The 15,151-nt window shown below is 59.0% G+C and carries 14 protein-coding genes; 1 reads left to right on the plus strand and 13 read right to left on the minus strand.

Annotation, left to right across the window (positions count from 1 at the left end; genetic code table 11):
* Positions 1-36 precede the first annotated feature (36 nt).
* From AB1287_RS18510 to AB1287_RS18525, 4 genes are read right to left on the minus strand one after another with little or no spacing between them, the layout of a single operon-like run.
* Positions 37-960, minus strand: a complete 924-nt coding sequence (locus tag AB1287_RS18510; protein ID WP_436799853.1) for a 3-hydroxyacyl-CoA dehydrogenase family protein — start codon at positions 958-960, stop codon at positions 37-39.
* On the minus strand, positions 957-2,147 hold the full coding sequence (locus AB1287_RS18515) for an acetyl-CoA C-acetyltransferase (RefSeq protein ID WP_312627440.1): 1,191 nt from the start codon (positions 2,145-2,147) through the stop codon (positions 957-959). Before AB1287_RS18515 ends, AB1287_RS18510 begins: the two co-directional genes overlap by 4 nt.
* Positions 2,140-2,814, minus strand: coding sequence for a CoA transferase subunit B (locus tag AB1287_RS18520; protein WP_312627438.1), 675 nt, complete (start codon positions 2,812-2,814; stop codon positions 2,140-2,142). Before AB1287_RS18520 ends, AB1287_RS18515 begins: the two co-directional genes overlap by 8 nt.
* Positions 2,815-2,823: 9 nt before the next feature.
* On the minus strand, positions 2,824-3,522 hold the full coding sequence (locus tag AB1287_RS18525) for a CoA transferase subunit A (protein WP_435618717.1): 699 nt from the start codon (positions 3,520-3,522) through the stop codon (positions 2,824-2,826).
* Positions 3,523-3,661: 139 nt separating this feature from the next.
* Here AB1287_RS18525 and AB1287_RS18530 point away from each other — a divergent pair, with 139 nt between their 5' ends.
* Entirely contained in the window at positions 3,662-4,555 is an 894-nt protein-coding gene (locus AB1287_RS18530; protein WP_435618718.1) for a LysR family transcriptional regulator, read from the plus strand.
* 118 nt (positions 4,556-4,673) lie between these two features.
* On the opposite strand, the gene cheZ is transcribed toward AB1287_RS18530, so the two are convergent.
* The 9 genes from cheZ to AB1287_RS18575 all read right to left on the minus strand — a co-directional run bounded on the left by cheZ (position 4,674) and on the right by AB1287_RS18575 (position 15,146).
* Entirely contained in the window at positions 4,674-5,318 is a 645-nt protein-coding gene (cheZ, locus tag AB1287_RS18535) for a protein phosphatase CheZ (RefSeq protein WP_312627429.1), read from the minus strand.
* A 10-nt stretch (positions 5,319-5,328) separates the two neighbouring features.
* Entirely contained in the window at positions 5,329-5,718 is a 390-nt protein-coding gene (cheY, locus tag AB1287_RS18540) for a chemotaxis response regulator CheY (protein WP_312627427.1), read from the minus strand.
* A gap of 15 nt (positions 5,719-5,733) precedes the next feature.
* Positions 5,734-6,783 carry a protein-glutamate methylesterase/protein-glutamine glutaminase gene (locus tag AB1287_RS18545; RefSeq protein WP_312627426.1) on the minus strand — a complete coding sequence of 350 codons (1,050 nt, stop codon included), beginning with the start codon at positions 6,781-6,783 and terminating at the stop codon, positions 5,734-5,736.
* Positions 6,780-7,646, minus strand: a complete 867-nt coding sequence (gene cheR, locus AB1287_RS18550) for a protein-glutamate O-methyltransferase CheR (RefSeq protein ID WP_435618719.1) — start codon at positions 7,644-7,646, stop codon at positions 6,780-6,782. Before cheR ends, AB1287_RS18545 begins: the two co-directional genes overlap by 4 nt.
* A gap of 26 nt (positions 7,647-7,672) precedes the next feature.
* Positions 7,673-9,274 (minus strand): methyl-accepting chemotaxis protein IV, encoded by a 1,602-nt coding sequence (gene tap / locus AB1287_RS18555; protein ID WP_435618720.1) that lies wholly within the window; start codon positions 9,272-9,274, stop codon positions 7,673-7,675.
* A 36-nt stretch (positions 9,275-9,310) separates the two neighbouring features.
* A complete protein-coding gene (gene tar, locus AB1287_RS18560) occupies positions 9,311-10,969 on the minus strand; it encodes a methyl-accepting chemotaxis protein II (RefSeq protein WP_435618721.1) in 1,659 nt (552 codons plus the stop codon).
* 78 nt (positions 10,970-11,047) lie between these two features.
* Positions 11,048-12,019, minus strand: coding sequence for a Csu type fimbrial protein (locus AB1287_RS18565; protein ID WP_312627418.1), 972 nt, complete (start codon positions 12,017-12,019; stop codon positions 11,048-11,050).
* Entirely contained in the window at positions 12,019-14,406 is a 2,388-nt protein-coding gene (locus AB1287_RS18570) for a fimbria/pilus outer membrane usher protein (RefSeq protein ID WP_435618722.1), read from the minus strand. The genes AB1287_RS18565 and AB1287_RS18570 overlap by 1 nt, the downstream gene beginning before the upstream one ends.
* Positions 14,382-15,146 (minus strand): molecular chaperone, encoded by a 765-nt coding sequence (locus tag AB1287_RS18575; protein WP_435618723.1) that lies wholly within the window; start codon positions 15,144-15,146, stop codon positions 14,382-14,384. Before AB1287_RS18575 ends, AB1287_RS18570 begins: the two co-directional genes overlap by 25 nt.
* Positions 15,147-15,151 lie beyond the last annotated feature (5 nt).

Genomic DNA, 15,151 nt, shown 5'->3' on the forward strand with positions numbered 1-15,151 from the left:
CCAGAATTATTGTCATTGTGGGTACAAAGAAAGTGACTACGGCTTCAGGGCATGGCGCATCTGCCAGGCCCGTCGCTCACGAATGCGTTCCCTGCGTGCCTCATCCCAGTGATAAAAACCCTGCCCGCTGCGCTCGCCGGTCTGGCCCGCCGCCACTTTGTCGCGAACCAGCGCCATCATCTCTTCGCCGCTGGCGAGTTCCGGCAGCAGGTGGGCACAAATATCGGCAACGGTATTCAGCCCGGTCATGTCGGCGGCCTCCAGCGGGCCCACCATGCCGTAGCGACGCCCAAGCGAAGCGCGCATCACGCGGTCGACCTCCTCCGCCGTGGCGATCCCGTTCCCGACGATGTGCAGCGCTTCACGCAGCAGGGCAAACTGCAGCCGGTTGCCAATAAACCCCGGCGCGGCACGATTCAGGCGCACGGCTTCAAGGCCCATTTCGCTGAACAGCGTCTGGAGCACCTCAAGGTAAGCCGGGGCGGTCGCGCTGCCGGGTACCAGCTCCACCAGCGGAATAAAGTGCGGCGGATGCCAGAAGTGGGCGATCAGCAGGCGTTCAGGATGACGCATATTTTCTGCCAGCCTGTCAGGCAGCAGGCCGCTGGTGTTGCTGGCGATAATAGTCTGCGACGAAACGCAGTCCTCCAGCGTCGCGTAAAGCTTGTGCTTGAGCCCGAGCTGCTCAGGGATCGCTTCGACAATCAGTTCACAATCGCGCAGGCTGTCCATGGAGGACGTCGTTTCGATCCGGGCCAGTACGGATGCCTCGTCCTTCGGATCAAACTGGCCCGCATCGCTCAGCTCATCCAGGATCGCCGCCGCCGTTGTGTTCACTGCCGCCAGCCGCGCGAGGTCGTTATCGAGCAGCAAAACGGCTTTCCCCGTGCGGGCAAAAGCAGTGGCAATCCCCACGCCCATCAGGCCTGAGCCGATCACACAGTAACGATGCTGCATCAGCTCACTCCTCTCTCAACCGCCATCGCCACGCCCATTCCGCCGCCGACGCACAGCGTCGCCAGCCCCTTATGAGCCTCCCGGCGCTGCATTTCATACAGCAGCGAAACCAGAATGCGGCAGCCGGAAGCGCCAATCGGATGTCCCAGCGCAATCGCCCCGCCGTTGACGTTGACCCGCGCGGGGTCAAGCGCCAGACTTTTCAGGACCACCAGCGCCTGCACGGCAAACGCTTCGTTGCCTTCCACCAGATCGAGTTCATCAATATTCCAGCCCGCTTTAGCCAGACAAGCCTGCGTGGCAGGCACCGGGCCAAACCCCATAATTTGCGGATCGACGCCTGCACTGGCATATCCCGCGATGCGCGCCAGCACTGGCAACTTCATCTCGCGAGCCAAATCTTCACCCATCAGCATCACCGCCGCGGCCCCGTCGTTGAGGGTCGAGGCATTCCCGGCAGTGACCGTTCCGTCCTGCGGTAAAAAGGCCGGACGCAGCGACGCCAGGCTCTCCTGGGTGGTCTCTTTACGCGGCTGCTCGTCGGCGTCAATCACTCGCGTTTTGCCCTTTCCGACAGGCGCGGTGACCGGTGTGATTTCTGCGCGGAAGCGACCCGCCTCCTGAGCGGCAGCCGCTTTTTGCTGCGAGGCAACGGCAAAGGCGTCCTGCTGTTCCCGGCTCACCGAGTAGCGCGAGGCCAGATTTTCAGCGGTGATGCCCATGTGGTAATCGTGGAAGGCATCCCACAGGCCATCCTGAATCATGCTGTCCTGAATCTGCCGATGCCCGGCACGCAGCCCGGAACGGGCGTCAGGCAGGAGGTATGGCGCATTGCTCATACTCTCCTGGCCCCCGGCAATCACCACGCGGGCATCACCGAGCGCGATAGCTCTGGCACCTTCAATCACCGCCTGTAGCCCTGAGCCACAGACCAGATTCAGCGTCATGGCTGGCGTGGTAACCGGCAGTCCGGCCTTAAGGGCGCTCTGGCGTGCCGGATTTTGCCCGCAGCCCGCGGTTAACACCTGCCCCATCAGGACGCTGTCTATCTGCGCGGCATCGAGGCCGGTTTTTTTGAGCAGTTCGCTAATGACAATGGCCCCAAGCTCAGTGGCCGCCAGCGGAGCAAGGCCCCCCTGAAAAGCGCCAATCGGCGTGCGCGTAGCAGCCACGATGACGACGTTATGCATGATTTTTCTCCCCATCAAACAGCATTTCCGGCACATACTCAGGCACCACCAGCCGACCGGCAGTTTTACTGACGATCTCCTCAACGCTGACGCCCGGCGCCCGTTCCTTCAGCACAAACGCGCCGTTCCGAATTTCGAGCCAGGCCAGGTCGGTTAACACCTGACGAATACAGCCTGCGCCGGTCAGCGGCAGCGTGCAGCGCGAAAGCAGTTTGGATTCTCCGTTGCGTGCCGCGTGCGTCATTACCACGATGATGTTCTCTGCCCCCGCCACCAGGTCCATCGCCCCGCCCATCCCTTTCACCATTTTTCCCGGGATCATCCATGAGGCGATATTGCCCTCAACGTCCACCTCGAACGCGCCGAGCACGGTAAGGTCCACGTGACCACCGCGGATCATGGCGAAGGAGTCGGCGGAGTTAAAAATGGCGGCTCCGGGGCGTGCGGTGACGGTCTGCTTCCCGGCGTTGATCATGTCGGCATCCAGCTCGGCTTCGGTGGGAAAACTCCCCATACCGAGCAGGCCGTTTTCGGATTGCAGCATCACGTCCATGCCGTCTGGTACGTAATTGGCCACCAGCGTCGGAATACCGATGCCAAGATTGACGTAATAGCCGTCGCGCAGTTCGCGTGCCACACGCTGCGCCATCTGTTCACGAGTCAACATCCTGGCCCCTTATGCGCGCAGCGTGCGCTGTTCAATGCGTTTTTCGAAATGCCCCTGAATCAGGCGATCGACGTAGATGCCGGGAGTGTGGATGGCCGCCGGATCAAGCTCGCCCGGGGGCACAATCTCTTCCACTTCCACCACGGTGATACGCCCGGCGCAGGCCATCAGTGGGTTGAAGTTTTGCGCCGTGTGGCGATAGATAACGTTGCCGTACCAGTCCGCTTTCCAGCCCTTCACAATGGCGAAGTCGCCGCGTAAAGCCTGCTCCAGGATGTAAGGCCGACCGTCAAAATCGCGTACCTCTTTGCCCTCGGCGACAGGTGTGCCGTAGCCGGTGGCAGTGTAAAACGCCGGAATACCTGCCCCACCCGCCCGCAGCTTTTCCGCCAGCGTTCCCTGAGGCGTGAGCTCGGCCTCCAGCTCCCCGGAAATCACCTGTTGCTCAAACAGCGCATTTTCCCCAACGTAGGAGGCAATCACTTTGCTGATTTGTCTTGTTTCCAGCAGCAGTCCCAGCCCGAAGCCGTCCACGCCGCAGTTATTGGAGACCACCGTCAAATTCTTCACCGACCGGCGGCGAATTTCCGCAATCAGATTTTCCGGTATACCGCAGAGGCCAAAGCCGCCGGCCAGCACGGTCATGCCATCAGTTATGCCTTCCAGCGCGTCGGCGTAGCTGCCAACGCGTTTATCCAGTCCTGCCATTGCCTGCCCTCCTTTTGTGGTTGGGGCATCATCACGGGCAGGAACTCATCTGTTAATTTTGAATTTGTGAGCGATTAATGAGTTTTCCAAATCAATAAATTGTTAAATCAATGTTTTCATATCGTTAAGAAAAACAAAAATGAAAATGAGCATCAAACAGTTACGCGCGTTTTTAGCGGTAGCTCACACTCTGAACTTTGCTCAGGCGAGTGAAAAACTGAATATGTCGCAGCCTGCGTTGAGCCTGGCTATCCACGGTCTGGAAGAGGCTCTGGGCGGAATGCTGTTCACCCGCACTACCCGACGGGTGGCGCTGACCGCCGAAGGCGATGCCTTTTTTCCGATGGCGCGACGGCTGCTGGCCGACTGGGACAATACCGAAGAGGCGATGCGCCAGCGCTTTACGCTGCAAACCGGCAAAGTGTCGGTAGCGGCGATGCCCTCATTTGCCGCCAATGCCCTGCCGCCGGTGCTGAAAGCCTTTCGCGACCGCTATCGTGGCGTCAACGTGACCGTGCATGATGTGATTAATGAGCAAGTGATTGAGATGGTGAGCGAGGGGCGAGTGGAAATGGGGGTGGCGTTCGAGCCTGCGGCATCGTCCAGCCTGCAATTTACCCCATTGGGGGTCGATCGCTTTGTGGCCGTAGTGCCCCGTCTCAGCCCGCTGGCGCAGAAGCCGAACGTGACATGGCGGGAGCTGCTGATGTCTGATTTCATCACCCTTCAGCGCCCGTCCGCCGTACGTATACTGCTGGAAGAAACGCTGATTCAGCACGGCCATTCGCTGAAGGTGGCGTTTGAGAGCCATCAGCTGGTGACGGTTGGCAGGATGGTGGCAAGCGGGCTTGGGGTCAGCGCCGTTCCGGCGTTGTGCGAAGCACAAATGGGGGAGCTTGGTGCAGTGTGTGTCCCGCTGGGGAACCCGGTGATTGAGCGGCAAATTGGCGTGATTCGTACTGCCCACGGCCCGTTTTCTGCAGCAGCAGCCGCTCTGCTGAATACCATTCTTCAGCAGTTCAAGCTGCGATAAAAAACAACAGGAGGCCGTAGCCTCCTGTCACATTTATGCCCGGTTGCGGATGCGGTAATTTAAGGTGCGAACCGTAGGCCGGATAAGCGAAGCGTTATCCGGCACTTTGTCCGCTAAATCAGAACCCTAAGCTATCCAGCAGATCGTCCACCTGATCCTGGCTTGCAACCACGCCCGCTTTGCTGGTGTCCATCTGCGGGCCGTTCAGCAGGCTTTCGTTTTCCCGCTTCTGGCGCGTGCTCTGGTCAGGCATGTTTTCCAGCAGCACCATCAGCAGCTGACGCTCAATCTCCTGGATAACGTCCATCATCCGCTTGATCACCTGGCCGGTCAGATCCTGGAAGTCCTGCGCCATCATGATTTCCAGCAGTTGGGCGTTGGTGAAGCTGGTGTGCTTCGGCACGTCTGCAAGATAGCTGCGGGTGTCGGTCACCAGTTCACGGGCATCGCTCAGTTCAATTGGGTTCTCAAACCACTCGTCCCAGCGGCCAGAGAGCGCCTTGGCCTCTTTTTCCATCTGGTTCTGATGCGGCTGCGAAAGCTCCACGCAGTTCAGCGCGCGTTCTGCGGCCTGAGCTGTCATCTGCACGACGTAATCCAGACGATCGCGGGCATCCGGAATAGCCTCTGCCGCTTCGGCAATCGCCTGATCCAGGCCCAGCTCGCGCAGGCTGTCACGCAGCATACGGGTGAGGCTGCCAATCCGGGCGATGATGTCGCCTGCGGAATGCTCATCAGTCGGTTTTACGGGGTGTTGAGTCATCGTCATGGCCTCACATACCGAGCTTTTCGAAGATTTTGTTCAGCTTCTCCTCGAGGATAGCCGCCGTAAACGGTTTCACAACGTAGCCGCTGGCACCCGCCTGCGCCGCTGCGATGATGTTCTCTTTCTTCGCTTCCGCCGTGACCATCAGAACCGGCAAAGCCGCCATTGCGCCGTTGCCGCGAATGGTTTTCAGCAGGTCCAGACCGTCCATGTTCGGCATGTTCCAGTCTGAAATCACAAAGCCAAACCCGCCCGCCTGTAGCTTGTTCAGCGCATCCACGCCGTCTTCCGCTTCTTCAACGTTGTTGAATCCCAGCTCTTTCAGCAGGTTGCGCACAATGCGACGCATGGTGGAAAAGTCATCCACAACCAGAAACTTAAGCTCTTTATCCGCCATTTACTTTTACTCCCCTTAAATACGTATCGCCTGTCCGGCACTGATTTTCGCCAGCATCTGCTGGCTTACCTGGCTGAGATCGACCACTTCGCTGACGCCACCCATATTGATGGCCTCACGCGGCATGCCGAACACCACACAACTTGCTTCGTTCTGGGCAATGGTCCAGGCGCCCGCCTGGTGCATCGCCAGCATTCCGGCGGCGCCGTCGTTGCCCATGCCGGTGAGGATCACCCCCACGGCATTGCGCCCGGCGTTTTTCGCCACCGAATGAAACAGCACATCCACCGACGGACGGTGCCGGTTCACCGGCGGCCCGTCATGAATTTTGATTTGATAATTCGCCCCGCTTCGCGCCAGCTCCATGTGCTTGTCGCCCGGTGCGATGTAGGCATGGCCCGGCAGCACGCGCTCGCCGTCTTCCGCCTCTTTCACCGCAATCTGGCACAGCTTGTTCAGCCGTTCGGCGAACGAACGCGTGAAGCCCGGCGGCATATGCTGGGTGATAAGAATAGCCGGGCTGGTCAAAGGCAATGGCTGGAGTACATGGCGAATTGCCTCTGTTCCTCCGGTTGACGCGCCAATCACCAGCAGCTTTTCCGAGCTGAGCATTGGCCCGGCCTTCAGCGCTTTAGGCGCATCCAGCATCTTGTGAGCGCTCAGCTGGGCGCGCGAGGCGGCCCGCACTTTGTCGGCAATCATTTCGCTGTAGGCCAGCATGCCTTCGCGGATGCCAATCTGCGGCTTAGTGACAAAATCCACCGCCCCAAGCTCCAGCGCCCGCAGCGTCACTTCGGAACCTTTACCGGTCAGCGAAGAGACCATCACCACAGGCATCGGCCGCAGGCGCATCAGCTTTTCCAGAAAGTCGAGCCCGTCCATGCGCGGCATTTCGACGTCCAGGGTCAGAACGTCCGGGTTGAATTTCTTGATAAGATCGCGCGCCACCAGCGGATCGGGTGCGGTCGCCACCATCTCCATGTCGCTGTGGCTGTTGATAATTTCCGTCATTATCTGACGCATCAACGCCGAATCATCTACAGACAACACCCTGATTTTACTCATGCTTTATCCTTACTCAGCGCGTACACCGTCTGCCCTCGCAGACTGAACTCGCGCACGAGATTGCTGAAGTTCTCCGAGTGCCCGGCAAACAGTAATCCGTCAGGCTTAAGCAGGGGAACAAAGCGGCGCAGAATGTCCTGCTGCGTCGTCTTATCGAAGTAAATCATCACGTTACGACAAAAAATGGCGTCAAACGGCCCCGGTACGTTATAGGTCCGGTCAAGCAGGTTCATCGGGGAAAAGTCCACGTAGTTCGCCAGCTCCTGACGCACGCGCACCAGCCCGCTGTGCGGCCCGGTGCCGCGCATGAAGTAGTGCTGAAGCTGCTGCTGCGAGAGCGTTTTCAGTTCGTCCTGACGATAAACGCCGTTCTGCGCTTTGTTCAGCACCTCGGTGTCGATATCGCTGGCAAACACCTTCCAGCGACCCGGCGCGGTACCGAGCGTGTCGGCAAGCGTGATGGCTATCGAATAGGGTTCTTCCCCGGTCGAGGCCGCCGCGCTCCAGACCCGATACTCACCCTGGCGGCGCTTCGCGTGTTCGGCAAGCGTCGGGAAATGGTGCGCCTCCCGGAAAAACGCCGTCAGGTTGGTGGTCAGCGAGTTGATAAACGCCTGCCATTCGGCGCTATCCTGGTTAGCTTCCAACATGGCCAGATAGCGGCCAAAATCATCCAGTCCCAGCTGGCGCAGACGACGCACCAGCCGGTTGTACACCATGTCGCGCTTGTGGTCGGCCAGCACGATCCCCGCGCGCTGGTAGATCAACTGGCAAATCCGACGAAACTGTGCGTCGGAGAGCGCGAGGCGCTGTGTCATCTGCGCGAGGAGTGACGATTGCCCTTGAGGCAGAGTTGCTGTCATAGCGCCTTCTTATTACTTACGTCCAGTCAGGAAACAACGGGTACGGCCAGCGGCCGCCCACCTTCGTGCTGCGATGCGTACTTCTCTTCCAGTTCAAACACCGACACCAGCGCGGTCAGGTTATTGGCCTGCCCGGCCAGCTGGTCCGTTGCCGCGGCGGCTTCTTCTACCAGTGAGGCGTTTTGTTGAGTGACCTGATCCATCTGGCTTACCGCCAGCGCCACCTGCTCAATACCGCGGCGCTGTTCATCCGACGCCGATGCGATTTCGCCCATGATGTCGTTTACCTGCGTCACGGAGCGAACAATCTCATTCATCGTGTTAGCGGCGGTATCCACCAGCGTTGACCCTTCCTGCACCCGGGCAACTGACTCTTCAATCAGGCCTTTAATTTCTTTCGCTGCCTGGGCGCTGCGGCTGGCGAGGTTACGCACTTCACCGGCCACAACCGCGAATCCACGCCCCTGCTCTCCGGCACGCGCCGCTTCCACGGCTGCGTTAAGCGCCAGAATGTTGGTCTGGAAGGCGATGCCGTCGATGACGCTGATGATGTCGCCGATTTTCTGCGAACTGGTGGCAATTTCATGCATCGTTTCCGCTACGTGCGAGGCCTGCTCGCCGCCGCGCTTCGCGGTGCTTGCCGCGGTGCTGGCAAGGCCGGATGCCTGACGGGCGTTATCGGCGTTTTGCCCGACCGTGGCGGTCAGCTGCTCCATGCTGGCGGCCGTTTCGGCAAGCGAGGCCGCCTGCTGTTCGGTGCGCGAAGACAAATCGTTATTGCCTGCGGCAATCTCTGAAATCCCGGTATGCATGGCATGGCTGCCCTGGCGCACCTGGCTTACGGTGCCGCGCAGGGCGACCTGCATTGCCTTCAGCCCGGCGAAAATCGCCGAAATTTCATTTTTGCCATACACCGAAATCGGTCTGGCGAGATTGCCTTTGGCAATACTCTCGAAGTGGTCGCTGATGATGGCGAGCGGCTGGACAATCATTCGACGGGTCCACAGCAGCGCTCCACCAACCAGTACCACCGCCAGAATCACCACCACGCCAAAGATCAGCGCTGAGCGGTGATAATTGCTTTCCCCTGCCTCACGAGCCGCCTCAACGTGTGAACCGATATATTGGATCCAGTTACGCCAGCTGCCATCAAACCCCTCCTGAGCCTGCTGTACCGGTGCGGTCATGAAGTCTGAAAGCTGATTGCTTTCAAGCCACGCCACCTGATGCTCCAGCGCACCGTGCCAGTCGGCATAACTTTTCTTCGTTTGATCCTTCAGCACCTGTGCGTCTTCGCTCATTGCCGGGAAGGCCATGAACTCGGCAAACTCTTTATCCGCCTGCTTCAGGCTCTGATGCGCCCCGGCAATCAGCGCCTTAATGTCTTCAGGCGGATAGCTGAGCGCGGTCAGCGTGCCGGCCTTATTCAGCGACGTGCTGGCCTGCAACAGCACCACCCGGGCGTCGCCGAGGCTGTTTAATAGCTGATTTCCCTTTTCCACTTGCCCAAGAGCCTGCTGTCCATCGCGAAATGCCAGAAACGACAACCCGTTGCTGCCCACCAGCAACAGGCCACACACCACCAGAATCACAAACAAGGTGGTCGAGATACGAATACGATTGAACATCACCACTCCCGCCAGGCGGCAACAGGCCGCGTAAAGTTAAAAGGTTTCCCAGTTATCGTCCGTTCCGACGGTTGCGCGCGCACGCTGTGGCGCCACGCTAGCCGGAACCACGCTGGTTTTTTTGCTTACTGCATGGGTACTGACTGTTGCAATCTGAAACGCCGAGACGGCGCGGGTCAGGCTGCTGGACTGCTCTTCAAGCGCGGCGGCAGCAGCAGCGGACTGCTGCACCAGCGCGGCGTTTTGCTGGGTGACTTTGTCCATCTCGGACACGGCGAGCGCCACCTGATCGATACCGCGGCTCTGCTCATCGGATGCGGAGGAAATCTCACCCATGATGTCGGTGACGCGGGTCACGGCGTTGACAATGTCATTCATGGTTTCCCCGGCGCTTTCCACCAGCACCGAACCGGTATCGACCTTCGACACGGAATCTTCAATCAGGCCTTTGATCTCTTTGGCCGCCTGAGCGCTGCGGCTCGCGAGATTACGAACTTCGCCTGCCACAACGGCAAAACCACGACCCTGTTCACCCGCGCGAGCCGCCTCCACCGCCGCATTCAGCGCCAGGATATTGGTCTGGAAGGCAATGCCGTCGATAACGCCGGTAATGTCGGAAATTTTCTGCGAACTGGCGGCGATGTCGTGCATGGTTTTCACTACGCCATCAACCACTTTTCCACCGCGCTGGGCGGTCTCGGAGGCGCTCAGCGCAAGCTGCGAAGCCTGGCGGGCGTTTTCGGCGTTCTGCTTCACGGTGGCGGTCAGCTCTTCCATGCTGGCGGCAGTTTGCTCCAGCGCGGAAGCCTGTTCTTCAGTACGGGAAGAGAGATCGTTATTGCCGAGGGCAATTTCGCTTGAGCCGCTGTAAATCGCATCCGAGCCCTGACGCACGCGGGTAACGGTGTCGATCAGCGACTGCTGCATGTGGTTCACGGTATCAGCCAGTTCCGCAATTTCGTTGCGTCCGCTGACGTTCACCGTCTGGGTTAAATCTCCCTGCGCGATACGGTGCAAATGGTTCATCACTCCCGCCAGCGGGTTCAGCAGAATATGGCGAATGCCGTACCATGCCGCCGCCAGGAGAGTTACCAGCACCAGCGCGATAATGGCGAGCTGCCACTGCGCAAACTTATAGTCCTGCTTGCTGGTGGTGAACGCATGCTGATAGAGGGTTTCACTTTGTGCTGCATAGCCCGCCATCGCGTCGCTAAGCGCGTTCTGCATACCCTGGGTCGGCTGGGCAAAATAGGCATCCATATTGCCGTTTTGCAGGAAGTTCACCAGCTCGGTCAGCCCGGCGAAATATTTCTGATAGCTGGCATCAACCGCAGCGCTGACGTCAGTCAGTTCCGGCTGTGCAGCAATTTGTGTAAACTCCGTGTAGTGTTTGGCGGCATCGGCCAGCGACGTTTTCGCGTTATTAAGCAGATCCGTTTTGGCGCTGCTTTGCTGATTTGCCGTATCCATCATCATGCGAGCAGAGGAGCGGCTGAGGTTGATGCGCGTCTGCAACATCAGCTCCCAGGTTTTGCTCAGTTCAGATTGACGGGTACGCAGCTCGTTAGAGAGAGCGAAACTTTGCTGGTTTTGCTGGAGTGACGAAAAAAGAAAGCCACCGGACAGCAGCTGAAGCAGGGCAAAGACAACCAGCACCAGCATCAACAGGGTGACAACGCGCAGACGGTTCAACATACAACACCTTTTCAATAACGTGATAACGGTGTTATCGGCATTTCACTGTGGAACTTTACTTTGCGTTAGGTCACCTCATCAGAAGGCTATGTCCACCACCAGCGTGTCGGTGTAGGTCCCCGCAGGCGGCGTGCTCTGCCCGCTCAGGATCTTCGCGGTGTAGTTATAGGTGCTCAGAGTGCCATCAGTGCTGACCAGGCTTGCAGCGCTGCTGGCCCAGCGGTCGGTACCTGTCGGCCCCCAGCGATTGCTGGTGGTGCTTTTATAGATGTCGTAGCTTATTGAATTGCTGCCTGCGACCATTTTGCGCACCGTGCCGGTGCCAGCGTTGAGGCCATTATTGATGCCGACGGTATAGACGCTGCCTTTGGTGCAGGTGATACCGACCGACTGCGATACGGAGGAGAAACCGCTTATCAGCGGCGCACTACCAAAATTGACGTCCGGCGCGCTGATAGTAATGCAGTCAGTGGTGACGGTCATGGTGAGCTGCGTTGTCACCGGCACGGTGCCGGTTTGCGGCGTACCGAGGCATATTCCGAGGACGCCCGTTGGGCATACGTTATAGCTCACATTCAGCGTCACAGTCACCTGATAGGGCCCGGCGCTGACGCTCTGCCCGGATACCGTACGAAAATAGACAGGCAGCGTGTAGCTTTTGGAGGAAAGCAGCCCGAGCAGCGTATTGCCGCTCCAGGTGTAAGTTTGCCCGACGGGTGTTTCGGTGCTGTTAGAACATGAGTTCGTACCGCATACGCGGACAGGCACCACGTCAGGGATGGTGGCGTTATCCGTACGTTTCAGTGCGGCTCGCGTGCCGGAAGTCACCGTAGCGCTCTGAACATTCATTGAGACCGTATCGTTGGTGAGCAAATTCAGCACCGTATCGCAGGTCACCACCAGATTCGCGGACGTTTGTTGTTCGGTGTTTTTGACCGTAAAGGAGGAAAGGCTGCCGAACGAGGCATTATTCATCACCACCGTACAGGCCGCATACAGCGGCGCGCTCATCAGCCAGAACAGGATCGGTAGCCCGAAAGTGCGCAACATTATTGTCTCTCCCGACAGATCAGCGGCCCATAGGTCTGAAGTTTATGCTCCGGATTAGGCCGGGTAGTGAAGCTTGCCGCGCAGCGTTTGCCGCCCGGCAGGGTTACGGTCAGCGCGTTAGCGTCATTCAGGTTTTCCAGCCAGGCAATGCCGTCGTAGCCCACCGGCGCATCAGGTTTTCCGGGGCGCGACACAATGCTTGCCACCGGTATCGCGTCCCCTTCTTCATCATGCAGAATAACGCTGCCGACGCGCTCCTGTTCCACTGGGAACTCAAGCAGATAGCCGCTGTTACGCCGTAACGCAATGCGCTTTTCCGTCTCTTTAAGCTGCGTATCCGCTGGCAGATTCAGTGCGTTGATACTGTAGTTCGCCGGATACCAGGCGGAGACGCCGCTGATCAGCAGATACCCCTTGTCATCCGTTTCGCCGACCTGCTGATGTTCGTAATTAACGGGCACGGACGGCTGTCCGTCGGTGCTCACCACCACGAACGCATCATTAATCTTATTGGCGGCAAAAGCCTGACCGTCCATCAGCACCAGCGAGCCCATCGCCTCACCCCACCAGGTCATCTCATTTTCTTCACCATAGCCGCCGCCCTGCAGCTCGACGTTGTTGTTGCGCCAGCCGAGCGTGGCCTGCTGGTAGTTGCTCGACCGCGACTGCCGCGCCCAGGCCAGGTTCCAGCTGAAGCCGCCGTCGGAGGGCATGGTGTGGTTGTAGTTGATGCGCTGAGTGCTGCCGTAATCCGGCGTGTTTTCTGTGCTTACCGCCACGCTGTCAAGATCGCCGAGCGGAATTTGCAGCGACATCGCTACCGTCCAGTCGCCGCGCTGGCGGTCGTGACTCGCCGCCAGATAAACGCTGCTGGCCCCCCACAGGCTGCGGCTCCAGGAGAGGTTCAGCAGTTCCGTCTTCTGGCTGTCAAAACTTTGTACGCCGATCCACGCCGCCCCGATATTGCCGTAGTTCCCCATGTTCAGCGACAGCGAATACTGGTCGCTGCGCTGGCTGAGGCTGGCGATAGGGTTATTTTGTGAGTCATACATGCGCGGCACATCATAGAGCGCCAGGTTACCGAAGGTTTTATCGCGATGGGTGTGCTGCGTGATAAAGCTGAACGCGCCGGTGCTGTACTGATAGCCCCAGTTCAGCTGCTGGCCGCCTTCGCCGTACATTTGGCTGTGGGTGTAGCTGCCGTTGACGATGCCGAACTGGCCAATTTTCACCAGCGCGCCCGCTCCGCCCAGCGCCAGCGAGTCAGCGCCTTCGGCATGGCTTTCCAGCGTCAGAAAATCATTTACGCCGTAGCGATACGTTCCGCTGCCGACCGCCGGGCCGTAGTCAAAATTCTCAATGCCGTAGTTGCGCCGCAGCGCCCCGAAGGTGGCCGCCCCGTCGCTGAGCCCGGGCTTAAGCATCTGACTTGCGACATAAAAGGGCAACGTGGTGCTGACCTGGCGGCCCAGCGCGTCGGTGGTCACCAGTACCGCATTGCCCGCCCCGTTGATGTAAGGCAGATTGGTGAGCGTGAACGGACCGGGCTGAAGCTGCGTCGAGCCTGCCCGATAGCCGTCAATAAACAGATCCACCGAGGTCGGCACAGCCGCATCGCCGGAAAAAGCAGGAAGCGGCCAGGTCACCAGATCGGGCCGCAGAGTAAAGTCGCGCCCGATGCGTATTCCGCCCACGCGCACGCTGTTGCTCCAGCTCAGTGAATCACTGAGCGTGTCGCCCAGCGCCCACTCCAGAGCCGTGTCGTCATCGGTATAACTCAGCGTGGTGTCATAGCGCATATAGCCATCTTCCAGCGCATTATCGCCGCTGAGACTTTGCCGGACATAGCCGGTTGAAGAGAGGCTACTTTTGCCGCTAAATAAACGTAACTCATGCCAGATGGCCGCCTGGCCCATACCCTGTTCGGTCTGGCTGGTGTAGAAGTCGTAGTTGAGCAGCGCTCCGCTGCCGTCCAGCGGTTTCACCCGCATCACGCCGTCGCCAAACGCCGCTTCTTTGGCTGCAAACCAGTCAGATGGCACAGTCAGCAGCAGCCGCTGGCCGTTGCCGTCGTATTCCGTTTTAACCTGACTCTGCGTCGAGAGATCGACTTCTCCCGCCGGAAACTGCGCAGCTGGCAACCCGGCTCGCTGCAGGTCGCCGCCAGCGATAAGCCAGTGGTTATCCTTTTGCGTCACCGGCACGACCATCTGCGTATCGTAATGGTTAATCACCAGCCCCAGCTGATACACCGACTGCTGATTAATGGTCCGGGCATCCGGCGGCGGGGGCAGCAGATCGTCGCCCGATTCCGCCTGACAAAGACCTGAGCTTAACAGTAACGTGCACATGGCAAATTTAGTCAGTTGCCCGCAGCGGACTGCCATTTCGCGTCCTGTGCATTAATGGTCGCGCTGATGGCCGTCGGATGCGTGACGCCGTCAGGCAGCGGCCAGCTTCGCGTCTGCCCGGGCAGCACGTACCCCAGCAGGCCTGGCGCCACCTCCCGCTCGCGTCCTCCCTGGCGAACGGACACCTGGCTCAGGCGTACATGCACCCGATCCCGATTTCGCACAACGATGGCTGGTTTGCCATCAAGAGCAGTCGTGCTCCAGCTCAGATTACGGCTGTCGACCAGCACGTGGTTCGCCCCTTCCGCTTCCACCGGCATACCGCTGCCATACACAAATAGCGGGATCGAATAACGCATTTGCAGTTTGAGGCCCATCTGCGGCTTGCTGTTATCGGTGGGTTGAGGGATTTCATCAATGATAACGCGGTAGGCCAGCTCTTTGCCCTGCGGCACATCGGCTTGTTTGATCAAACGAATCAGCTGTTTACCACCGCGATCGACGCGCAGGATCGGCGGACTTGCCACCACATCCTGCTGCTGCTGGTAGCGTTCAAAACCGCCTTCCTGCTGCCAGCGCACAATACGCACCTGCATGGTCGTGGCGGCCAAGCCCTGGTTCTCAATCCACAGCTCGGTGGCCTTTTTGTCTGCCGTGAGAAAGGGATCTATTGGCCAGATAAGCACCGTCGCGGCGGCCTGTACGCCGGATGAAAACAGGCAGAAAGCGCTCAGACAGGCTGGGGCTAAAAAGCGGGGCAGATAACTTGAGTTCATGTGTT

Origin of the sequence: Scandinavium sp. UTDF21-P1B (genome assembly GCF_040750395.1) — a bacterium.
In the GTDB taxonomy this organism is placed as follows: domain Bacteria; phylum Pseudomonadota; class Gammaproteobacteria; order Enterobacterales; family Enterobacteriaceae; genus Scandinavium.